The following is a 21,165-nucleotide window of genomic DNA, read 5'->3' on the forward strand; positions in this document are numbered from 1 at the left end:
CATTCCCTTCCCCCATTCCTCATTCCTTGTTCCTTGTTCCTTGTTCTGCTGTTTTGCTGTTCTGTTGTTCTGCTGTTCCCTACGCTTCCCCCATCATCAGCCCTTCGATCGTATGCGCCTGCACAATCGGCTCCAGCTCATCTACGAGGCGGTACGCAAGGTGACGTCGTACGGTGTCCGGCAGTGTTTCGAAGTAGCGTTTCGTGAGTTGGAGGTCGTGGCGCTCCGCGTTGATGGCTCCGGGCGCATCCGCACCCAGCACCAGTGCCGGGCGGACCGTTTGGGAGCGGTTGGCGGTGCCGCGGTGAATGGTCAGCGCCGAGCGTGCCGAGATATCGCCCATCTGCGGCAGGCGTTGGGAGGCCCGGGCCTCGTAGCGTGGATACAATTCCTTCGGCGGAAACATCCCGTGCTCAAAGCCATCGGGGAGGTCCCATTGTGTTCCGGGAGCGATCTCGAACGGACCCATTTCCCCGGTCACATCGACGGTCGTCAGGTTGAAGGCGAGCGAGTTGAGCCTTCGTCCATAAATCGTATCGGGCGGCGCGGGAAAATCGCGGTGCCAGGGCTGGTTCATGGCCCCGGGGTTCGGAATGTCGAAGCCGATCTCGACGATCTTGTAGTCGGGACCGAGCACCGTCTCACAAACGGCTATGACCCAGGGATGCGTGACCAGGTCGAGGAAGCCACGGATGTCTTCGGGATGGATCTCTACGTAATGCCGCTTCGGCCCGCGGCCCACCGCGCCGCCTGGCCGCTGCAGTGCCTCGTCGTAGGCCTTTAGCACGTCTTCGTGAAGCCGGGCTGCCCAATCTCGCGGAAACGCGCCTTTGAGGCCGATGATGCCATCGCCGTACAGCCCGCCCATGATCTGTGCGAGATCGTAAACGGGATGGGGAGCACCGCCCCAGCGGAGGGCTGACGCGGTCGGAGAAGCCTTATCCATCAAGTAGTTTTTCCACGAAGCCGCAACGATGGTGCCAGCCAGGATATCCGGGCAGTTTAGCTTTCCATCAGGACTTCAAATTCCCGCAGCAGCGCCCGCCGCGAACCGTAGGTAAAAAGAGGAGCCAGGAACAGGATTGCCGGCAGCGCCCAGTAATGAATATCGGCGGGCTGCTCCAATACGAGGAAATTTACCAACAGCCCGGCAAGTCCGGCAAAGGGAAGCAGACGTAGCAGCAGGTTGCTGCGTACCTGGAGCTCGATCCGGCTTTCGCTGCCGTTGTCCGCTACGCTAACTTCAACCATCGTGTACGGCCAAACCCGCGCGCTTCCTTCCTGCGCGGGATTCGGCTTCCAGAATTCGTAGCGATGCCCCGGCCCTTTCAGCAGCACGCCGTCCCAGGCAGTTCTACGTAAAAAATCCGGACGCAGCATCGCATCGAGCCGTTGCAGCCATTGGTTGGCTGCGCCGGGAATGGGCCGTACTACTTTTATTGTGAAGAGAGAAGAGACCATTATTGTTGTTCGTTACCAGCGGGCGGAAGCGCCGCCACCTTTCCGGCGCTGCGCGTCATTCTCCGCAATTGACCGGCGCTGTTGGTAGTATTCGTTGTAACACCAGGGATCCTCGCCGGCGCTCGGGCCATAGCGGCTCCCGTCGTAGTGGTCGTGCTCCACATGGTCGTGGTACCACTTGCTGCCGATGCCATAATAGACGCCATTGCGCGTGTGCTCCTCGCGGTAGCGCCGGTTATAAAAGTATGCCCAGACAATGAAAATGCCGGCGCCGAAAAGAATGCCGCGCATGATCCAGGGCCAGAGGCGGTCGGCTTCTGCCTTCTGCCGCTCGTACTCGGTTCTCGGCCCGGGCAGCGTCAGCTCGATAGAATCGGCGATCCGCTCTGCTTCGGGGTAGATTGCTGTTGCCGCTGCTGGGGCGTTGGCGTCCTGCTGCGCCCGCAACTGCTCGATGACCTGCACGAGGGAGTCTCGGCTCAGCGTGTCCTGGCCCTTGCCGGCAAGGCAAACGAGGAGCAAGCCAACGGAAAGGATCTTTTTAAGCGCCCTCATCCACACCGGTAGTTTTACGGGGAAGCCAGTAATGACGCCAAAGGCGCAGGGCGATAAGGAGACTGAATATGAGGTGCAGGATGCCCGCCTGCCGGAAGGGGCTGGCGGAGATGTCGGCGCCGAACACATGCAGCACCGCGCCGATGAGAAACGATGCGATGAGCGCGAGTACCGGCATGATCACGAGGTATTCGATGTCGACCTTGCCCGTGAGAAAATGCTGGAGGAGGAAAAAAACATAGGTGGCGAGGAGGCAGCCGATCACGAGGTTGCGCATGCCGTAGCCAAAGGCTTCCTCCGAGTGGTCGGCAGGGAGCGTTGCCCACTCCACGAGGTAGTACAGGCCGGCAGCATACACAACGCTGAGCCCGAAAAAGATCGCATTTCTGGCCTTCATGACCGCAAGGTACGGAATGCGCTGCATGCTTGTCCCGGCGGCATCTTTGCACAAACAACCCTTATGAACCCGGAGCCGACGACGATCGATATCGATGCCATCCTGCAAGCTGCATTTGCGGCTTTTCAACAGTACCGCTCGGTGAGCCTCGCCGACCGGGCACGCTTCCTCGCGCGCGTGGCCGAAGAACTGGACGCGATCTCTGATCGGCTCATTGAAACGGCAGCGCGGGAAACGCACCTGGCGCCGGAGCGCCTCCGCAGCGAGCTCACGCGCACGCAATGGCAGTTGTATTCCTACGGTCAGGCCTGTGCCGACGGAAGCTGGCTCGATATCCGCATCGACCTGCCGCAACCGCAGGCGGCAGGATCCGGCCGGCAAGGTCCTTCGTGGCAACAGCACGTCCGGCAGAACGACCTGCGCAAAATGCTCGTCCCGCTCGGACCGGTGATCGTCTTCGGTGCTTCCAACTTTCCGTTTGCCTACAGCACCGCCGGTGGCGACACGGCCTGCGCGCTCGCCGCGGGCTGCCCGGTGATTGTAAAAGCACACCCGGCACATGCCGCCACTTCGGCGTTGGTAGCGGAAGCGGTACAGCGCGCCGCCGTGGCCTGTGGCCTGCCGCCCGCGCTGCTGCAGCATGTCGAAGGCAGTGTTGCCGAAGGGCAGGCGCTCGTGCAACACCCATTGACGCGGGCCGTTGGCTTCACCGGGTCGCTGGAGGGCGGCCGCGCGCTGTTCGACCTGGCCAATGCCCGCCCGGAGCCGATACCTGTTTTTGCCGAGATGGGCTCCGTTAATCCCGTATTTCTACTGCCCGGCTACACGGCTGCGAACGCGAAAGAGCTCGCGAAGCAATACGTCGCATCGATCACCGCATCGGTGGGGCAGATGTGCACCAACCCCGGTTTGCTGATTGGTATCGAAAGCGGGCCGCTTGACGATTTCGGCAAAGAGCTGGCACGCCTGATGGCGGCGGTACCGTCTGCGGAGATGCTGCATCCCGGTATCGCCAAAGCCTTCCAGCACAAGCGCGCTGATGCGCTCGATGTCGCAGGCGTCGAAGTAGCCGGAACCCTCTCGTGCCCGGTCGGGCGCAATGACAGCATTCCGACGCTGGCCACCACAAGCGGCGACGTGTTCCTGGAAAATGAACTGTTGCAGCAGGAAGTTTTCGGGCCCTATTCGCTGCTCGTTCGCTGCCGCGATGCGGAGCAGCTTCTTGACGTGGCGCGTTCGCTCCGCGGGCAGCTTACAACTACCGTCATGGCCAGTGACGAAGACCTGCGCGCGCTTCCCGAATTGCTGCCGGTGCTGCAGGAGCGTTGCGGCCGTTTCGTACGCAATGGCGTGCCGACGGGCGTCGAAGTCGTACCGGCCATGATGCATGGCGGTCCGTACCCGGCCTGCACCGACAGCCGCTTTACGGCCGTGGGCGCGGATGGCATCCGCCGCTTCGCGCGCCCGCTGTGCTACCAGAACTGGAACGATGCCTTCCTGCCACCCGAACTGCAGAATGCCAACCCGCTTGGACTTTGGCGAACGGTCAATGGAAGCCTCAGTAAGGACTCGCTTTAGTTCGGACGGTAAAACGAAACCTGTTTACTTTTGCGCCATGTTTTCAGCCGATACGGTTGCTTACGCCGACACGAACCAGTTTTCCCGGATAGTAACGGACTACCTGGCCGATGCGGCAGCACTTCGACCTTTTTACGCACAACGACCCGATCTTGCCGGCATCCGCGCGGCGATCGAGGCGCGTAAGGAAGGACCCGATCATCGGGCGGCACTGGCGTCCGCACTGCGCCGGCAGTATGCGGAGCAGGATGCAACGGAATCCGTACAACACAACATCGAAATACTGACGGAAGCGAACACGTTTACCGTCACAACGGCCCACCAACCCAACCTGGTGAGCGGGCCGCTGTATGTGGTCTACAAGATCCTTCATGCCATTCGCCTTGCCCGCCAATTGGGCGACGAGATGCCGGAGTATCGTTTTGTGCCCGTGTTTTACATGGGCTCCGAAGATGCCGATCTCGCCGAGCTCGATCACTTTACCGTGCGCGGCAAGCGGTATACCTGGACGACAAAGCAATCAGGCGCTGTAGGCCGGATGATCATCGACAAAGGCATTACAACACTTCTCAAGGACCTGGAAGGGCAGCTGGCCGTAGCACCAAGTGGCCCGGAGTTGCTTGGGTTGCTGCGCAACTGCTTCGTGGAAGGCCGCAGCATCCAGGATGCCACCTTCCGGTTGCTGCATGCGCTCTTTGGCCGCTATGGCCTGCTGGTACTCATCGCCGACGAGCCCTCGCTGAAGGCCGTCATGAAGCCCGTCTTCGAAGCCGACCTCTTTCGCCAGGAAGCATCGGCAATAGTTTCGGCCACCTCCGAGCGATTGCAAACTGAATATAACGTGCAGGCACATCCGCGCGAGATTAACCTTTTTTACCTGGTCGACGATACAAGGTCACGGATCGAGCAGCGCGGCGCCGAATATGTTGTTGTCGGTACGGATACCCGCTTCACCGAAGATTCGCTCCGTGCGGAGCTAGACGCACATCCCGAGCGCTTCAGCCCGAACGTGATCCTGCGCGGGCTTTACCAGGAAACGATCCTGCCCAACGTCGCCTTTATTGGCGGGGGCGGTGAGCTTGCGTACTGGCTTCAACTGAAAGACCTTTTTGAGCACTACCAGGTGCCCTTCCCGGTACTCGTGCTGCGCAATTCGTTTCTCCTGCTCAACGAGCGCCAGGCGGAGCTTGCAGCGGCGCTCGGGCTCGACACAGCCGCCTTGTTTTTGCCGGAGCTGGAGCTGATGAACCGTCACCTCGAGCGCATCGGCCGGCAGCCGAAGCTGAATGGCGAAGTAGCGGAATTGCAACAGATTTATGAGCGCCTCAAACGCAGCGCCGGCGGCGTAGACGTAACGCTGGAGCAGCATGTGGAGGCCCTGCAAGCCCGTGCTTTGAACCTGTTGGAAGCGCTGGAAAAGAAGATGCAGCGGGCCGCCCGGCGCCGCGAGGAGGCAACGCAACGTCAGCTTCATTCGTTGAAGGAAGGACTGTTCCCGAAGGGAGGATTGCAGGAGCGCACCGAAAATTTCAGCTCCTTCTATGCGGAATGGGGTCCGGGTTTCATCGACGGATTGCTCGCGTATTCCGGCGGGCTGGAGCAGCGCTTTACCGTGCTGTATCGAAGCCATTCGGCCAGCGCTCCCGGAGCGTAGCTACTTTGTGCCCTACTTCTTCCTCGAGTTGCGCTTTGTAAGCCGCAACCTTATCGCCTGTATTTTCATCAAAAGCGCCGATGATCTGCGCGGCGAGTATCCCTGCATTTTTCGCTCCATTCAATGCTACGGTGGCCACCGGCACGCCGGCAGGCATTTGCAGGATGGAGAGGACCGAGTCCCAGCCGTCGATGGAGTTGGATGATTTGATGGGCACCCCGATCACCGGCAGCGGCGTTATGGCCGCCACCATGCCCGGCAGGTGCGCCGCGCCACCGGCACCGGCTATGATCACCTTCAGACCGCGCCCCCGCGCCGAAGCCGCGTAGTCGAACATCCGCTGTGGCGTGCGGTGCGCCGACACTACGGTCAGCTCGAACGAAATACCAAATTGCTGCAGCATGTCCGCCGCTCCCTGCATTACCGGCAGGTCGGAGTCGGAGCCCATGATAATCCCGACGGACACAGTTTGGAGTTTGGGGTTTGGAGTTTGGGGTTGGTTGCTCATAGTCGAACAGATTGAGGGTTTGCAAACTGGCTGCAAGATCGGCCTTACGAACTACAAACCCCAAACTCCAAACTCCAAACTTCGTTACCGGATAATATCCCCCCGAAGCTGCATCAGCTGGATCTCCGCCAGCTTCGTATTGTAACGGGCCTGGATGATGCGGAACTGTGCGTCGCTGAGGTTTTGCTCGGCGGTGCGGAGCTCGAGGAAGGTGGTGACGCCGAGGCGGTAGCGCTCCCGTACGATGGCGAGGTTCTCACGCACCAGGGTCAGGTTCTGCTCCTCCAGCTGCAGCACGCGGCGCGAGGCATCGAAGGTGACGAAGGCGGAGCTGATGCCCGACTGGATATTCGCGAGGTCGCGTTGGTAGACCTGTTGCTGGTAGCGGATATCGACCTGCGCCAGCTGGATGTTGCGGCGCACGGCAAAGCCGTTGAAGAGCGGTATCGTTGCAGTGAGGCCGTAGTTAAGACCCGAGTTGCGGTTCAGCACGGGCTGCGTTACCTCGTTGACCACCGACCCGCTCTTGGCACGGTTGAAGTTGTAGGCCGACTGGAAGGCGACAGTGGGCCAGCGGCTGGCGCGGGCCTCACGCAGCTGGAGCTCCGCGAGGCGCAGGTTCTCGCGGCCCAGCTGCAGCCGCGGGTTTACCTGGTCGATGCCGGCGCGCGCCGAGTCGAGGGTCAGCGCTTCGTTGAAGGTGATCACGGTGTCGGCCACGCGCGCGGGTGCCGGCTGCCCGTTGTTGAACAGGTAGGCAAGCTGCGTGCGGTACACATCGAGCTGTGCCTGCTGCGAGAGCTGGTTGCTTCGCTGCGTGTTGACGTCGATTTGGGCCTGTAGCACATCGGGCTTCACGCCGGTGCCGATGTCGAATTTGTACTGGGCGATGCGCAGGCGGTCGTTGGCCAGGTCGATCGTTTCCTGCAGCGCGCGGATCTGCTCCTGCTGGCGCACGATGCCGTAATAGTTGCGCATTACATCCGCCACCGTTACCACCACCTGGTCGCGGATCTGCAACTCGCCAACACGGAGCAGCTCGGCGAGCCGCTCGCGTACGATGAACATCCGGAAGCCGTCAAACAGTGTCCAGTTCAGGTTCACCGAGCTGTTGAGCGTCGTCTGCTGCACCTTGCCGGTCCGCGTCGTTCCGTTCTTGAGTTCCTGGAACTGCCGCGAATTATTGACGATAAGGCTTCCCTGCGCATTGACGGTCGGGAAGAATGCGTACTTGGCGTAGGAGTTATTGACTGCCGCCACGATGGAGTCGTTGCGGGCGATCTGGATGTCGTAGTTGTTCTGCAGGGCGGTTGCGATCGCCTCGGGGAGGCTCAGCGGACGCTCTTCCTGCGCCATCGCGGCGCTGCTGCTGCAAACAAAAAAGGCTACAATCAGTTTCTTCATAGTCATTAATGAACGGTCTGTACGGTCGTCTTCTTCTGCTCTTCCTCCTCGATCAGCTCCAGCTGGTTGCGCTTTTTCTTGCTCGACAGGAAGGTATAAATGGCGGGCACCACAAACAGGGTGAACACTAGCGAGATCAGCACCCCACCTACGATAACGATACCCAGCGGCACACGGCTCGTGGCCGCGGCCCCGAGCGACAGGGCGATCGGGAGGGCACCCAGCGCCATCGCGAGGCTTGTCATCAGGATCGGGCGCAGGCGCTGCTGCGCCGCGTGGATCGCAGCTTCCGTGCTGGACATTCCCTGCAAACGGCTATGGTTCGCGAACTCCACGATCAGGATACCGTTCTTCACCACGAGGCCGATCAGCATGATGATGCCGATCTGCGAAAAGATGTTGATGGTTTGGCCGAAGATCCAGAGCGACAGGAGCGCGCCGGCGCCCGCCAGCGGGATCGTTGTCATGATGGTCAGCGGGTCGATGAAGCTTTCGAACTGCGCGGCAAGGATCAGGAAGATCAGTGCCAGGGCGAGCCCGAGCGCGAAGCCGATGCCGCCGGAGCTCTCCGCGTAATCACGCGAGGTGCCGGTGAGCGAGGTCTGGAAAGTCGGGTCGAGCAGGCTGTTGGCGATCCGCTGCATTTCCTTGATGCCGTCGCCGACGGTCTTGCCCGGGGCGAGGCCGGCGGATATCGTGGCCGACTTGAAGCGGTTAAAGTGGTAGATGTTGGCAGGTGTGGTGGCTTCCTCGATCGTCACGACGTTGTCGAGCGAGATCATCCCGCCGCTGCGGCTGCGCACGTAGAGACCGCGCAGGTCGCTGGGGTCGTCACGCTCGCCGCGCTCAACCTGTCCCATTACCTGGTACTGCTTGCCGCGCATTGTGAAATAGCCAAGACGCTGGTTGGAAAGCGCCAGCTGCAGGGTGCGCGAAACGTCCTCAACACTTACCCCGAGCTCATTCGCCTTGAGGCGGTCGACGTTGATGCGGAGCTCGGGCTTGTTGAATTTCAGGTCGGCATCCACCTGCTGCAAGACCGTGCTTTTGTTCGCTTCCTCGAGAAAGCGGGGGAGTACCTGTGTCAGTTTGTCGAATTCGTTGTTCTGGATCACAAACTGCACGGGCTGGCCACCGCGGCGGTTTACGGCAATGGTCTGCTCTTCGATCGCTACCACGCGGCCTTCGTTGAACTTACCGAGGTTCTTGTTGACCATCTCCACGATCTCCTTCTGCGAGCGCTTGCGGTCCTGCGGGTCCACGAGCGTCACGCGCACGAAACCGGAGTTGGTGGCGCCGGAGGCAAAGCCGGGCGCGGTGAGCGACAGTACGGTGCTGCGCTCGGGCACCGAGTCGATCATGAAGTCGCTGAGGCGGTTGATATAGCGGTCCATGTAATCATAGGCCGTTCCCTCTGGTGCCGATACCTGGAGGCGGAACTGGCTGCGGTCTTCCATGGGAGCGAGCTCGGAGGGAAGCGTCAGCCAGAGGAAGACAGTGGCGCCCATGGCTGCCAGCACGATGAACCAGGCCACGAAGCGGATACCGATGAAGCGTCGGACGGCACCTGCATAGCTGCGCTCGAGCCATTGAAAGAACGGCTCCGTTTTGCGGTAAAACCAGCCGTGGTTGTGCAGCGTATCGGCGCGTGTGAGCATTACGTTGAGCACCGGCGTCAGCGTCAGCGATACGAAGGCAGAAATAAGTACCGCGCCGGCCACCACGATCGCAAACTCGCGGAACAGGCGTCCGACGAAGCCCTGCATAAAAATGATGGGGAGGAACACGAAAGCCAGGGTGATCGACGTGGAGATAACGGCGAAGTAGATCTCTTTCGAGCCTTCCCGCGCGGCCCGCCATTTATCCATGCCCTGCTCCAGCTTTTTGAAGATGTTCTCCGTGACCACGATACCGTCATCCACCACGAGACCGGTGGCCAGCACGATACCGAGCAGCGTCAATACGTTGATCGTAAAGCCGCAGACGTACATGATGAAAAAGGCGCCGATAAGCGACACGGGGATGTCGATGAGCGGTCGGAAGGCGATCGTCCAGCTGCGGAAGAAGAAGTAGATGATGAGGATCACGAGCCCCAGCGAGATCAGCAGCGTTTCCTCCACCTCCGAGATCGACTTCTTGATAAACTTCGTTTGGTCGAGGGCGATGTTGAGCGTGATGTCGGGCGGCATGTCGGCCTTCAGCTGGTCGTAGCGCTTGTAGAATTCGTTGGAGATGTTGACGTAGTTGGAGCCGGGCTGCGGGATGATGGCAAGGGCGATCATCGGGATGCCGCTCTCGCGGAGCTGCGATTCCTCGTTCTCGGGGCCCAGCACAGCCTCGGCCACATCGCGCAGGCGCACCACGGATGCCGAATCGCTTTTCACCACGACGTTGTTGAAGTCTTCCTCGGTATTAAGGCGGCCGAAGGTGCGCACGGTAAGCTCGGTGGCGTTGCCCGAGATCTTGCCCGAAGGCAGCTCCACGTTCTCGCGGGCAAGGGCCTGCGACACGTCGGTAGGCGAGAGGTTGTAGGAGGCAAGGCGCTCCGGCTTGAACCAGATGCGCATGGCGTAGCGCTTCTCGCCCCAGATCTGGATGGCGCTCACGCCGGGAATCGTTTGAAGGCGCTCCACCAGCACGTTGTTGGCCCACTCCGAGATCTCAAGCTGGTTGCGGGTGTTGCTTTGCACGGTCATCGACAGGATGGGATCGGAGGAGGCGTCGGCCTTGCTCACAACCGGCGGGGCATCGAGGTCGGCGGGGAGCTGCCGCGTGGCCTGCGACACCTTGTCGCGCACGTCGTTGGCCGCTGCCTCGAGGTCGACGCCCAGCTCAAACTCCACGTTGATGTTGCTGTTGCCCGCATTGCTGGAGGAGGTAATGTTCTTGATGCCCGCGATGCCGTTGATGGCCTTCTCGAGCGGCTCCGTGATCTGCGTTTCGATGATCTCGGGGTTGGCGCCGCCATAGGAGGTGCGCACGTTGATATTCGGCGGGTCGATGGCGGGGTAGTCGCGCACGCCGAGAAACTTGAAGCCGATGACGCCGAACACCACGATGATGATGTTGAGCACAATGGCCAGTACGGGTCTTCGCAGGGATAGTTCACTGATGTTCATGAAATCAGTTTACAGGTTAGGGGGCGTTCTACGTGTTAGGTTTTACGTTTTACGTTTTGGGTCCGGTTCAGGAAACGTAAAACCCAAAACGTAAAACCCCGGACGTAATCGTTACGACGGCTTGGTTCCTTTCGGTTGCGGCCGGTTGATCACGCGCTTGACAAAGGCTTTGCCGCCCGGCTTGAGACCGAGGATGCCGGTGACGGCCACGGTGTCGCCCAGCTTCAGGCCCGAGGTCACCTGCACGAAGCTTGAGTCGCGGAGGCCCGTAATGACGTCGACGAATTTGACTTTGTTGCTATCGATGACATACACTTTCTTCCCGCGGGCCTGGGGCACGATGGCCTGGCTCGGGATCATCAGCGCGTTGGGGTCGGGGTCGAAGGCGATCTTCACACGTGCAAAGGAGCCGGGTACGAGACCGGACTCATCGCCCTTCACCAAGGCGCGCATCGTGAGCGTTCGGGTGCTGCTGCCGATGCCCGACTCGGTGGCGATCACCACGGCGGAATACGTGCGGGCCGCGTTGTCGGTGGTAAAGTTGACAAACGATCCTTTGCTGATGCGGCTGACGTACTGGGCCGGCAGGTTGAAGTCGATACGCATCCCCGTGGTCTTCTGGATGCTGGTGAGCACGGTTTGCTGCGACACGAAGGCGCCGGGGCTTACCATCTTCAGTCCGAGCTTGCCGGTGAAGGGAGCGCGGATCTCGGTCTTCCGGATATTGGCGTTGAGCACGGCGATATCGGCCTGTGCGTTGGAGATCTGGAGACGCGCCACGTCGAGGTCCTGCTTGCTGATGCCGCCGATCTTCTCAAGCGCCGCGTAGCGGTTGACGGTGGTCTGGGCCTGCGCGAGCTGCACCTGGAGCTTGCGGCGCTGGGCGAGGAGGTCGGCGTCGTCGAGCTTGGCGATAAGGCTGCCCTGGCTTACGATGGCGCCTTCACGGACGTTGAGCTGTACAATGCGGCCGGCTACTTCAGGACGGATCTCGGTGGCATCGGCGGCGACAACGGTGCCGGGGACTTCTATGGATTCACTGGCGGTGCGGGCTTCGACCAGGAAGGCGTCGACCCGGGAAGGTGGCCGGGCACCGGCCTTTTGCTGGGCGGAAGCATCTTTTTTCCTTTCGGTGCTGCCACAGGCGGCCAGGACAAAAAGTGCCGCCAGCGGGACTAACAGCGTCTTAATTTTCAAGGGAACTATGGTTTGAATGAGGGCAAAAATAATTCAGGCTGCAATCTACGTTGGAACACCGGTCGGGAGCCGCCGTTTAACCTTATTTAACGGCTTACAGCGCGTAAAGTTTGCCGCACCTTATGGGCGTTGTGGATGAGATCCTGCTTTTCGGCGCTCAGTATCGTAACATGGCCCATTTTGCGCCCGGGGCGGGTTTCGCGTTTTCCATAGAGATGCACAAAGGCATTGTCGATCTTCAGCACTTCTTCCAGGCCTTCGTAGGCCACGGGTCCGCTGTGCCCTTCCGCACCCACGAGGTTCACCATCACGGAGGGCATGATGGCGGCCGTGTTGCCCAGCGGGTAGCCGAGCAGGATCCGCCAGAGCATGTCGAACTGCGAGCAGTAATGTGCTTCGATGCTGTGGTGGCCGCTGTTGTGAACGCGGGGCGCCGTTTCGTTGACCAGCACTTCGTCGTTTTGGTCCACAAGCAGCTCTACGGCGAAAAGCCCGGGCGAGGCGAGGTGCCGTACAAGCGAGCTCGAGATCGCCTCGATCTTCCACAGTACCTCAGTGCTGATCTGGGCAGGGGAGAGCTGGTAGTCGAGCAGGTTGAGGTCGGGGTTGAAGACCATCTCGACCGGCGGGTAGAGTGCGGTCTTGCCCTTCGCATCGACAGCCAGCAGCTGCGAGATCTCTTTTTTGATAGTGACCATCTTTTCGAGCACCGCCGGCGCCTCGAAGCCACGGGCGAGGTCGGACGCCGAATGGAGTACCTGCACGCCTTTGCCGTCGTAGCCGCCCTCGCCGATCTTATGCACCGCCGGCAGGTAGCCGGTATGTGCTTCCAGGTCTGCCCGGTTTTGCGTGACGACGTAGGCCGCCGTCGGGATGCCGTTTTGCGTGTAGAATTCCTTCTGCCGGATCTTGTTCTTGATGATGCGGAGCACCGAAGGCTTCGGGATTACCTGTACGCCCTCGCGCTCGAGCTGCTCGAGCGCTTCGATGTTGACGTTCTCGATCTCGATGCTGATCGTATCGAGGCCTTTACCGAAAGCATACACATCGTCGTAGTTGCGGATGTCGCCCTGCCGGAAATGATCGCAAAGATGGGCCGAGGGGCAGTCGGGATCCGACTCGAGTACATAGGTTTCAACCGGGTAATTGGCCGCTGCCTGCAACAACATGCGGCCGAGCTGGCCGCCGCCGAGAATGCCCACTTTCTGCATGGGGCGAAGATACGCTTCGGCTGCGCTCAGCGTGAAAGTTCACTTCTGTCATCCCGAGCTTGCGCGAGGATGGCTTCGGCGGCGCTCAGCATGACAATGGTTCTTTACCCTTCTCTCCGGGAAGGGCCGGGGCAGAAGGCACCGATTTTGCGGCATTCTGTTCATGTATCCGTTAAACAGCTCCAAAGACCTCGACGCGCTGCTGGCCGACATCGGCGAGCGTCCGCTGGTGCTGCTGGGTGAGGCCAGCCACGGCACGCACGAGTACTATACCTGGCGCACGGCCATCTCGCGCCGCCTCATTGCCGAAAAGGGTTTTCGCTTTATCGCCGTGGAGGGCGACTGGCCCGACTGCTACCGCATCAACCGTTATGTAAAAGGCTACGCCGATGCCGGCGGCTCGATCCAGGAAGTACTCCGCAGCTTCGACCGCTGGCCTACCTGGATGTGGGCCAACTGGGAAGTGGCCGCGCTGGCCGAATGGCTTCGCGAGTGGAACAGCCACCGCCCGATGGCCGAGCGCGTGGGCTTCTACGGCCTCGACGTATACAGCCTCTGGGACAGCATGCGTACGCTGCAGGAATACCTCGAGGGTGAGGATCCTGCGCTGGCCAAACTGCTCCGCGGCGCGATCGGCTGCTTTGAGCCCTACGAGGATAACGAGCACGCCTATGCGCGGGCCTCGCTGAGCCGCCACAGCTGCCGCGACCGTGTGCTGGAGCTATGGCAGGAAGTGCGCAAAAAGGCGCCGCAGTTCGACCGCGATCCGGAGGCCGCTTTCAGCGCCGAGCAGAATGCCCTCATCACCGTAAACGCCGAAAAATACTACCGCAGCATGATGGGCTTCGACAACGAAAGCTGGAATGTGCGCGACGGACACATGATGGAAACGCTGCAGCGCCTGCTTCAGTTTCATGGGACTTCTGCCAGGGGAATCGTTTGGGAGCATAACACCCATATCGGCGATGCGCGTGCCACGAGCATGCGGCAGGCGGGGATGGTCAACATCGGGCAGCTTGCGCGCGAGGAGTGGGGCGTTGACAAAGTATACCTGTGCGGCTTTGGATGCTATGATGGCAGTGTGATCGCCGGCGAGGAGTGGGGCGCCCCCCACGAGGAGATGGACGTCCCCGAGGCCCGCGATGGCAGCATCGAGCAGCTGCTTCACTTCGAAAGCCCGCACAGCCGCTACCTGCTCTTTCGCGAGGAAAAGCCGCAGTCGCGCTACCGGCAGTCCGTTCCGCACCGCGCCATCGGCGTCGTCTACGATCCTTCCCGCGAGCGCTTCGGCAACTACGTTCCCTCGGTCATGGCTGAACGCTACGACGCGTTTCTCTATATCGACCGCACCCAGGCCCTGCACCCGATGCACGGACCCGGCTCGGCGGTGAAGATCCCGGATACCTGGCCCTTCGGGCTGTAGGCACAGAGGGAGTGCGCTGTACTAATGTGTCATTAGCCAATGGCGCATTGCCGAGGTTGTCTACCCGTAAGCGCAAAATGCATTACTAATTCGATCCTTCCTGCTGTGCAGCCACAGACTCTTCGCTGCGCTCAGAGTGACAAAAGCCGCGCGGGGCGCGGCTTTTGTGCATTCACTATTCAACATTCCTTGTTCCTTGTTCTTCTGTTCTACAGGTTTCCCCGTTCGGCCTGCTCGCGTTCGATGGCTTCGAAGAGGGCCTTGAAGTTGCCTTTGCCGAAGCTCTTGGCACCTTTTCGCTGGATGATCTCGAAGAACAGGGTAGGACGGTCCTGCACGGGCTTGCTGAACAGCTGCAGCAGGTAGCCTTCGTTGTCGCGGTCGACGAGGATGCCGAGCTCCTTGAGCGGCTCGAGGTCTTCGTCGATAGGACCAACCCGGTCGAGCAGGTCGTCGTAATAGCTGTTGGGGACCTTGAGGAATTCAACGCCGCGGCTCATCAGGTCGCGCACCGTGGCTACGATGTCGTTGGTGGCAAGCGCTACGTGCTGCACGCCCTCGCCGTCGTAAAATTCGAGGTACTCTTCCACCTGCGATTTCTTCTTGCCTTCCGCGGGCTCGTTGATCGGGAACTTCACAAAGCCGCTGCCGGAGCTCATCACCTTACTCATGAGCGCTGAGTATTCGGTCGAGATGTCCTCGTCGTCGAAGCTGAGGATGTTCTTGAAGCCCATGACATCTTCGTAAAACTTCACCCAGGGATTCATCTGGTTCCAGCCCACGTTGCCCACGCAGTGGTCCACGTAGAGTAGACCCGTGTCCTTGGGTGCAAAGTGGGGGTTGCTCCAGGGCCGGAAGCCCGGCATGAAGGGGCCGTTATAGTTGCGGCGCTCCACGAAAAGGTGCACCGTGTCGCCGTAGGTATGAATGCCGCTGAGCACCACCTCGCCCTGGTCGTCCTTCAGGCGCTGGGGCTCGAGGTAGCTTTTGCCGCCGCGCTTTGTCGTTTCTTCCCAGGCGGAAGTGGCGTCGTCAACGCGAAGTGCGAGAAACTTGACGCCATCGCCGTGCTTGTAGATATGGTCGGCGATCGGGTTATTGCCCCGGATGGGCGTTGTCAGTACAAAGGTGAGCTTGTTTTGCCGCACAACGTAGGAAGCGCGGTCCTTGACACCGGTTTCGGGCCCGGCATAGGCGATGGCCTGGAAGCCGAAGGCGCTCATATAATAATGGGCGGCCTGCTTGGCATTTCCAACATAAAACTCCACGTAATCCGTACCCTGCAGGGGCAGGAAATCCGTTGTGGCGGCGGTTGTGGCCTCGGAAGCAGTAGCAATCGACATATTCGTTGAATTTACAGTGCCAAAGTTAGCATCTTTGCGGGCGCAAAGATTTTGGACTTTTCTTTGCATTTGAAATTCGAACTTGCCTCACTTAAAAGGTTCGCCGTACCGCATGCGTAGATTCTTCCTCTTTCTTGCTTTCCTCATCAGTGCCGCGGCGGCCCGCGCCCAGGGCGAAGTGCTCCCGGTGGTCCGTTCCGAGAACTTTTCCTTCCTCAACTACCAGAAGAGTTTTTCGCGGCCCGCCCTCGCATTCAAGAACAAGCTCGACACGCTCCAGAAGCAGTTTGCCGCCAAGGGACTGGCCTGGCCTGCGAAATACGTGTACATCCGCTCCTTCAAGTACGACAGCCAGCTCGAAGTGTGGGTCAAGAACGAGCGCAACGAAGCATTTAAGCTTTTCAAGACCTACCGGATATGCGCACTCGCCGGCTCGCTGGGGCCGAAGCGCATGCAGGGCGACTACCAGGTACCCGAAGGCTTTTATTACATCAACGAATTCAATCCGAACAGCAACTACTATCTGTCACTCGGGCTTAACTACCCGAATGCTTCCGACCGGGTGCTGAGTGACTCGCTCCAGCCAGGCGGCGATATCTATATCCATGGATCCTGCGTTACCGTCGGCTGCATTCCCGTTACCGACACGTATATCGAGGAGCTCTATGTACTGGCAGCCGTTGCCCGCGACGCCGGCCAGGAGTTCATACCGGTTCACATTTTCCCGGTGCGCTACAGCAATAAGAAAAGCGTCGACTACCTGGCCTCGCTGACGAAGACCGATGCCGACCTGAAGCGCTTCGCCGAGAACCTGGAGAAGGTGTACGATCATTTCGAGGCAACCCACCAGCTGCCCGTGATCATGACGAACGCCAGGGGCGAATACCTTTTTGCCAACCTCACGAAAAAGGCGGCCCCGGTAGTGCCCGCGAAAAAAGTGCATCCGCCCCGCCGCACACGTACCATCGTAGCCCTTGCCGACGTGGTCCAGGAGTGGCCCCAGTTTCCGGGTGGCAATGCCGGCTTTCTTGATTACCTGAAAAAGGTGGGCTATGTTCTTTCCGACGCGCTCCCGGCAGGGCAGAAGAAGGCCTATGTGCAGGTCGAATTCGTGATCGATGCCGATGGTACGCCCGTGAATTTCAAAATGCTTAAAGGCGTCAACAGCGACTTCAACGAAGAGATCATCACCCAGCTCGAAAAAATGCCGCTGTGGAAACCCGCCCAGCTCGATGGCAAGTCGGTGCCCAAGAAGATCGTACAGGGCTTTTCGATCGAGCCGATGCCGGACCAGAAGTCCGAATAATTTCCCGGTTATTTCAGGAGTACCTGCAGCGTCTCCGGTGTTTGCTGCTTGAGGATGATGCTGCTGTCGCCGCATAGCTCGCTCACCAGCCCGTCGTTGTAGTGGCGGATCGTGAGCAGCGTCAGCCCGCGGGTCAGTTGCACGTCGAAGCTGCCCGACGCGCGGTGCGCGAGACCTTCCACTTTTTCCGCATGCTCGTCCACCACGCACAGGAAGCTTACGGCGCCGTTCTGCGTGAGGTTGGGGCGGAATTTAAGCTCCTCGAAGATCCGGTATAATTCGGCCGTTCCGCCTTCTCCCACAAACGAGAAGTCTTTGCTGCTAAGCTCCACGAGCACCTGCTGGCGCTTGTATACGATGATGGGCGGCAGCTGGCTCATCTTGCTGTTGTGGATGGTGGTGCCTTCGGCCGCGGGGTCGAGGAAGGATTTTACATACAGCGGGATGCCCTTGTTCTGCAGCGGCTTGATCGTTTTCGGGTGGATCACCTGCGCGCCGTAGTAGGCCATTTCGATCACCTCGCGGTAATTGAGCTCGCGGATCCATTGTGCAGCCTCGTATTGCTTCGGGTCGGCATTCATCACGCCCTGCACGTCCTTCCAGATCGTTTGTCCCTCGGCCTCAAGGAGGTTGGAAAAGATGGCCGCCGAATAGTCGGAACCTTCGCGCCCGAGCGTGGTGCTTTCATTTTCGTCGGTGGATCCGATAAAGCCCTGGGTCAGCACGATGCGCTGCGCAGCCAGCGCGGGCCGGATGATCTCGGCGGTCTTCTGCGCGGTATAATTCCAGTCGATCTGCGCGTCGCGGAAGTTATCGTCGGTGCGCAAAATGTCGCGAACGTCGATCCACTGGTTGCCGATGCCAGTATCATTGAGGTAACGGCTGACAATAGCCGTTGAAAGCAGCTCGCCGACGCACACCACCTGGTCGTAATAATAGTCGAAGTCGCGCACGGGCTTGTCGTGCAGCATCCATTCCACCTCGGTGAAGAAGTCGTTGAGGTAGCTGAGGTCCTGCTGTCCCAGTGCCGTAGCCATGGCGCGGTGGTCTTCCTTTATGCCTTCAAACAGACGGAGTGCCTCGTCCTTGTTGCCGCCAAAATACGCCTCCACGACCTTCTCCAGGGCGTTGGTGGTTTTGCCGATCGCCGAGATCACCACCAGCAGCGTGTCGTTGGGATAGCGGGCCAGGATCGCGCCCACGTTGCGCACCCGCTCGGGTGTTGCCACGGAGGCGCCGCCGAATTTGAAAACATTCATTCAGGGAAAGTTTGTGCAAAGAAAGGGAATGACCCACAAGGAATCGTCATTGCGAGAAGACCGGCACACAGGGACGGTCGACGAAGCAATCTGATGGAGGCAAAACTGTTGCCCGTTACAGGTGCAGGCGTGTTCCCGATTCAGATTGCTTCGTTGGCCTCGTTTCGCAGGGCCGCCTCGCAATGACGTTTGAAGCTAAATAGATTCCTCCTGCAACACATCCCTGAACTCCGGCTTTTTCTCGAATACGGCCGCCGCGAATACACACACGGGTACGATCTTGAGCTGGTGCTGCCTTGCATAGTCGACCGCTGCCTGCACCAGCCGGAAGCCGATATCCTGTCCCTGCATCTCCTCGTCGACCTGTGTGTGGTTGATAATGATGCTGTGGGGATCGTGGCGGATGTAGGTCATGTCGGCAATGAGCTCGCCGTCTGCCAGGATGAAAAAGTTGCCGTGTTGCTCGTTTTGCTGGTGCTGGATAGTCATAGCCTGTTTGTCAAATAATATTTTATTTGGGCAAATGGCGTACCCATCCCATATTTGTGCCGATGAAACAGGTATTCAACAACATTTGCTGGTGGCATACAGACTCTTCCGGGGTTCTGTAACACTATTGCCGTGTTGTACACGATAACATTCAGAAGCCCCGACCCAGTGTCGGGGTTTTTTATTTTTCGGAAAGAACGATTATGAAAAAAATCAGCATCCACACCCAGGTTACCCGCGGCCTTGCCGACGTGCACACACCCGTCGGGATCTACCTGCGCCTGCGCGACCGCTTCCGCGACACCATACTGCTGGAAAGCACCGACAGCCATGCCGCCGAGAACAGCTGGTCCTTCATCGGTATCAATGCCATCGCCGGTATCGAGGTGCTGGATGCGCGGCAGGCCGAGCTGAAGTTCCCGGGCAGCGAGGCAGAGCGCGTTCCGCTGAGCGGGGGCGAGCGGCTGGCCGATGTGCTGGGCCGCTTCCTGGACCGCTTCGAGCCCTCGGGCGACGATCCCGGGGCCGGCTTCGCGCAGGGGCTCTACGGCTACTTCACCTTCGATGCGGTGCAGCTCTTTGAGGATATCAAATTGAAAGAAAGCAAGGGCGAGCCCAACTATATTCCGCCCGCCCGCTACCGGCTGTATCAATACGTCATCGCCATCAACCACTACCGCGACGAGCTGCTGCTCTGCGAGAACAACATAGCCGGTATCCCGAGCGAGCGGGCGGCGGTAGAGTCGCTGCTGTTCAGCAAGGATGTTCCCGTATTTCCCTTTGCCGTGCAGGGCGGCGAGGAGAGCAACCTTGATGATGAGGAATACCGGTCGCTGGTACGTTCGGGCATTGCGCACTGCCACCGCGGCGACGTGTTCCAGGTGGTGCTGAGCCGCCGCTTTACGCAGCGTTTCCGCGGCGATGAATTCAACGTGTACCGCGCACTCCGGCATATCAATCCCTCGCCCTACCTGTTCTTCTTCGATTACGGCGACTACCGTCTGATGGGCTCCTCGCCCGAGGCGCAGCTGCAGCTGAAAAATGGGGTTGCCGTGATGCACCCCATTGCCGGCACCTTCCGCCGCAGCGGCAACGATGCGGAGGATGCGCGCCGCGCCGAGGCGCTGTTGCAGGACCCGAAGGAAGGGGCGGAGCACGTCATGCTCGTCGACCTTGCCCGCAACGACCTTAGCACCGTATGCACGGAAGTTGAAGTAACGCGGTATCGCCAGGTGCAATACTACTCCCACGTCATCCACCTCGTAAGCGAGGTGAGCGGGCGCGTGGCCGAAGGCGCCAACCCGTTCGAGGTGCTGTTCAAAACATTCCCGGCCGGCACCCTGAGCGGCGCCCCGAAGTACCGTGCCCTGCAGCTCATAGACGGGCTGGAGCCGACGGCAAGAAGCTACTATGGTGGCGCTATCGGCTTCGTGGGCTTCAACGGAAGCTGCAACCACGCCATCATGATCCGCACCTTCCTGAGCCGCGACAATACGCTCTTTTACCAGGCCGGCGCGGGTGTCGTTGCCGCCTCCGATCCGGAGAGCGAGCGGCAGGAAGTCGCCAATAAGCTCAATGCCCTGCGGCAGGCGCTGCAGCTGGCCCAAACCATTGTTCCCCGCACAACCACTGCACTATGAAGATCCTGGTATTCGACAACTACGACTCCTTTACCTACAACCTCGTGCACCTGGTGCGCAGCATCACCGATGCCCACCTGGAAGTGCACCGCAATGATGCCATCCCGCTGGAAAAAGTGGCCGCCTTTGACAAGATCATCCTGTCGCCAGGGCCGGGCATACCGGAAGAAGCCGGCCTGCTGCTTCCGCTCGTGCGGGAATATGCGGCCAGCAAGTCGATCCTCGGCGTGTGCCTCGGCCACCAGGCGATCGGCGAGGCCTTCGGCGGCAAGCTGGTCAACCTGGCGAACGTGTTTCATGGAGTGGCGACGCCCATTCAGGTGAGCGGTGAGCGGTCAGCGGTGAGCGGTTCGCTCTTTGCCGGCCTTCCACCCGAACTGGAAGTGGGACGATATCACTCCTGGGTAGTTTCCGATGAGAATTTCCCGGTCGAGCTCGAAGTAACCGCCCGCGATAAGGAAGGATATATCATGGCCATGCAGCACAAACAATTCGATGTGCAGGGTGTACAGTTCCACCCGGAAAGTGTATTGACGCCAGACGGAGTAACCATAATAAGGAACTGGTTGAATCGCTAGGCCCCTGCTCACCGCTCACTTGCTCACCGCTCACAAACGACCC

General features: G+C 59.9%; 18 protein-coding genes. 6 read left to right on the forward strand and 12 right to left on the reverse strand.

Annotated features, from left to right (window positions below; translation table 11 throughout):
* Window positions 1-79: 79 nt before the first annotated feature.
* Genes ACYU7Z_RS02560 through ACYU7Z_RS02575 form a run of 4 tightly spaced genes read right to left on the reverse strand, consistent with a single transcriptional unit; the run spans window position 80 to window position 2,413 of the window.
* On the reverse strand, window positions 80-946 hold the full coding sequence (locus ACYU7Z_RS02560) for a phytanoyl-CoA dioxygenase family protein (RefSeq protein WP_460567119.1): 867 nt from the start codon (window positions 944-946) through the stop codon (window positions 80-82).
* 56 nt (window positions 947-1,002) lie between these two features.
* Entirely contained in the window at window positions 1,003-1,461 is a 459-nt protein-coding gene (locus ACYU7Z_RS02565) for a hypothetical protein (RefSeq protein ID WP_460567120.1), read from the reverse strand.
* Between the two features lie 12 nt (window positions 1,462-1,473).
* A complete protein-coding gene (locus tag ACYU7Z_RS02570) occupies window positions 1,474-2,016 on the reverse strand; it encodes a hypothetical protein (protein WP_460567121.1) in 543 nt (180 codons plus the stop codon).
* Window positions 2,003-2,413: a hypothetical protein gene (locus ACYU7Z_RS02575; protein WP_460567122.1), complete on the reverse strand. Its 411-nt coding sequence runs from the start codon at window positions 2,411-2,413 to the stop codon at window positions 2,003-2,005. The genes ACYU7Z_RS02570 and ACYU7Z_RS02575 overlap by 14 nt, the downstream gene beginning before the upstream one ends.
* 63 nt (window positions 2,414-2,476) lie before the next feature.
* Here ACYU7Z_RS02575 and ACYU7Z_RS02580 point away from each other — a divergent pair, with 63 nt between their 5' ends.
* Both ACYU7Z_RS02580 and bshC read left to right on the forward strand, forming a co-directional pair.
* The gene (locus tag ACYU7Z_RS02580; RefSeq protein WP_460567123.1) at window positions 2,477-3,991 is read left to right on the forward strand and encodes an aldehyde dehydrogenase (NADP(+)); all 1,515 of its coding nucleotides are present in this window, start codon (window positions 2,477-2,479) and stop codon (window positions 3,989-3,991) included.
* 37 nt (window positions 3,992-4,028) lie between these two features.
* Window positions 4,029-5,645 (forward strand): bacillithiol biosynthesis cysteine-adding enzyme BshC, encoded by a 1,617-nt coding sequence (gene bshC / locus ACYU7Z_RS02585; protein ID WP_460567124.1) that lies wholly within the window; start codon window positions 4,029-4,031, stop codon window positions 5,643-5,645.
* On the opposite strand, the gene purE is transcribed toward bshC, so the two are convergent.
* The 5 genes from purE to ACYU7Z_RS02610 form a co-directional block, all read right to left on the reverse strand.
* Window positions 5,599-6,111: a 5-(carboxyamino)imidazole ribonucleotide mutase gene (gene purE / locus ACYU7Z_RS02590; protein ID WP_460567125.1), complete on the reverse strand. Its 513-nt coding sequence runs from the start codon at window positions 6,109-6,111 to the stop codon at window positions 5,599-5,601. The genes bshC and purE overlap by 47 nt on opposite strands.
* 126 nt (window positions 6,112-6,237) lie before the next feature.
* Window positions 6,238-7,557, reverse strand: coding sequence for a TolC family protein (locus tag ACYU7Z_RS02595; protein ID WP_460567126.1), 1,320 nt, complete (start codon window positions 7,555-7,557; stop codon window positions 6,238-6,240).
* A 5-nt stretch (window positions 7,558-7,562) separates the two neighbouring features.
* Window positions 7,563-10,676 (reverse strand): efflux RND transporter permease subunit, encoded by a 3,114-nt coding sequence (locus ACYU7Z_RS02600; RefSeq protein ID WP_460567127.1) that lies wholly within the window; start codon window positions 10,674-10,676, stop codon window positions 7,563-7,565.
* A gap of 111 nt (window positions 10,677-10,787) precedes the next feature.
* Window positions 10,788-11,873 carry an efflux RND transporter periplasmic adaptor subunit gene (locus tag ACYU7Z_RS02605; RefSeq protein WP_460567128.1) on the reverse strand — a complete coding sequence of 362 codons (1,086 nt, stop codon included), beginning with the start codon at window positions 11,871-11,873 and terminating at the stop codon, window positions 10,788-10,790.
* Window positions 11,874-11,959: 86 nt separating this feature from the next.
* Complete coding sequence (locus tag ACYU7Z_RS02610) at window positions 11,960-13,084, reverse strand: 5-(carboxyamino)imidazole ribonucleotide synthase (RefSeq protein ID WP_460567129.1); 1,125 nt, start codon at window positions 13,082-13,084, stop codon at window positions 11,960-11,962.
* 163 nt (window positions 13,085-13,247) lie between these two features.
* Here ACYU7Z_RS02610 and ACYU7Z_RS02615 point away from each other — a divergent pair, with 163 nt between their 5' ends.
* Window positions 13,248-14,507 carry an erythromycin esterase family protein gene (locus tag ACYU7Z_RS02615; RefSeq protein ID WP_460567130.1) on the forward strand — a complete coding sequence of 420 codons (1,260 nt, stop codon included), beginning with the start codon at window positions 13,248-13,250 and terminating at the stop codon, window positions 14,505-14,507.
* Between the two features lie 209 nt (window positions 14,508-14,716).
* Here ACYU7Z_RS02615 and hppD read toward each other — a convergent pair whose 3' ends face one another.
* Window positions 14,717-15,850 carry a 4-hydroxyphenylpyruvate dioxygenase family protein gene (gene hppD, locus ACYU7Z_RS02620; protein ID WP_460567131.1) on the reverse strand — a complete coding sequence of 378 codons (1,134 nt, stop codon included), beginning with the start codon at window positions 15,848-15,850 and terminating at the stop codon, window positions 14,717-14,719.
* 112 nt (window positions 15,851-15,962) lie between these two features.
* Between hppD and ACYU7Z_RS02625 the strand changes: the two genes are divergently transcribed.
* On the forward strand, window positions 15,963-17,156 hold the full coding sequence (locus tag ACYU7Z_RS02625; RefSeq protein ID WP_460567132.1) for a L,D-transpeptidase family protein: 1,194 nt from the start codon (window positions 15,963-15,965) through the stop codon (window positions 17,154-17,156).
* A gap of 8 nt (window positions 17,157-17,164) precedes the next feature.
* On the opposite strand, the gene ACYU7Z_RS02630 is transcribed toward ACYU7Z_RS02625, so the two are convergent.
* Together ACYU7Z_RS02630 and ACYU7Z_RS02635 are read right to left on the reverse strand one after the other, a co-directional pair.
* Window positions 17,165-18,415, reverse strand: a complete 1,251-nt coding sequence (locus tag ACYU7Z_RS02630) for an amino acid kinase family protein (RefSeq protein WP_460567133.1) — start codon at window positions 18,413-18,415, stop codon at window positions 17,165-17,167.
* Between the two features lie 195 nt (window positions 18,416-18,610).
* Window positions 18,611-18,904, reverse strand: a complete 294-nt coding sequence (locus ACYU7Z_RS02635; RefSeq protein ID WP_460567134.1) for a GNAT family N-acetyltransferase — start codon at window positions 18,902-18,904, stop codon at window positions 18,611-18,613.
* A gap of 203 nt (window positions 18,905-19,107) precedes the next feature.
* Between ACYU7Z_RS02635 and ACYU7Z_RS02640 the strand changes: the two genes are divergently transcribed.
* Both ACYU7Z_RS02640 and ACYU7Z_RS02645 read left to right on the forward strand, forming a co-directional pair.
* Window positions 19,108-20,544, forward strand: coding sequence for an anthranilate synthase component I family protein (locus ACYU7Z_RS02640; protein ID WP_460567135.1), 1,437 nt, complete (start codon window positions 19,108-19,110; stop codon window positions 20,542-20,544).
* Window positions 20,541-21,122, forward strand: coding sequence for an anthranilate synthase component II (locus ACYU7Z_RS02645; protein ID WP_460567136.1), 582 nt, complete (start codon window positions 20,541-20,543; stop codon window positions 21,120-21,122). Before ACYU7Z_RS02640 ends, ACYU7Z_RS02645 begins: the two co-directional genes overlap by 4 nt.
* Window positions 21,123-21,165 lie beyond the last annotated feature (43 nt).

It is taken from the genome of Flaviaestuariibacter terrae, assembly GCF_054777635.1.

Excerpts from the sequence above, each read along its gene's own strand:
- ACYU7Z_RS02560 (WP_460567119.1), bottom strand. The coding sequence starts at position 946 with ATGGATAAGGCTTCTCCGACCGCGTCAGCCCTCCGCTGGGGCGGTGCT.
- ACYU7Z_RS02565 (WP_460567120.1), bottom strand. The coding sequence starts at position 1,461 with ATGGTCTCTTCTCTCTTCACAATAAAAGTAGTACGGCCCATTCCCGGC.
- ACYU7Z_RS02570 (WP_460567121.1), bottom strand. The coding sequence starts at position 2,016 with ATGAGGGCGCTTAAAAAGATCCTTTCCGTTGGCTTGCTCCTCGTTTGC.
- ACYU7Z_RS02575 (WP_460567122.1), bottom strand. The coding sequence starts at position 2,413 with ATGAAGGCCAGAAATGCGATCTTTTTCGGGCTCAGCGTTGTGTATGCT.
- ACYU7Z_RS02580 (WP_460567123.1), top strand. The coding sequence starts at position 2,477 with ATGAACCCGGAGCCGACGACGATCGATATCGATGCCATCCTGCAAGCT.
- bshC (WP_460567124.1), top strand. The coding sequence starts at position 4,029 with ATGTTTTCAGCCGATACGGTTGCTTACGCCGACACGAACCAGTTTTCC.
- ACYU7Z_RS02595 (WP_460567126.1), bottom strand. The coding sequence starts at position 7,557 with ATGAAGAAACTGATTGTAGCCTTTTTTGTTTGCAGCAGCAGCGCCGCG.
- ACYU7Z_RS02600 (WP_460567127.1), bottom strand. The coding sequence starts at position 10,676 with ATGAACATCAGTGAACTATCCCTGCGAAGACCCGTACTGGCCATTGTG.
- ACYU7Z_RS02610 (WP_460567129.1), bottom strand. The coding sequence starts at position 13,084 with ATGCAGAAAGTGGGCATTCTCGGCGGCGGCCAGCTCGGCCGCATGTTG.
- ACYU7Z_RS02615 (WP_460567130.1), top strand. The coding sequence starts at position 13,248 with ATGTATCCGTTAAACAGCTCCAAAGACCTCGACGCGCTGCTGGCCGAC.
- hppD (WP_460567131.1), bottom strand. The coding sequence starts at position 15,850 with ATGTCGATTGCTACTGCTTCCGAGGCCACAACCGCCGCCACAACGGAT.
- ACYU7Z_RS02625 (WP_460567132.1), top strand. The coding sequence starts at position 15,963 with ATGCGTAGATTCTTCCTCTTTCTTGCTTTCCTCATCAGTGCCGCGGCG.
- ACYU7Z_RS02630 (WP_460567133.1), bottom strand. The coding sequence starts at position 18,415 with ATGAATGTTTTCAAATTCGGCGGCGCCTCCGTGGCAACACCCGAGCGG.
- ACYU7Z_RS02635 (WP_460567134.1), bottom strand. The coding sequence starts at position 18,904 with ATGACTATCCAGCACCAGCAAAACGAGCAACACGGCAACTTTTTCATC.
- ACYU7Z_RS02640 (WP_460567135.1), top strand. The coding sequence starts at position 19,108 with ATGAAAAAAATCAGCATCCACACCCAGGTTACCCGCGGCCTTGCCGAC.
- ACYU7Z_RS02645 (WP_460567136.1), top strand. The coding sequence starts at position 20,541 with ATGAAGATCCTGGTATTCGACAACTACGACTCCTTTACCTACAACCTC.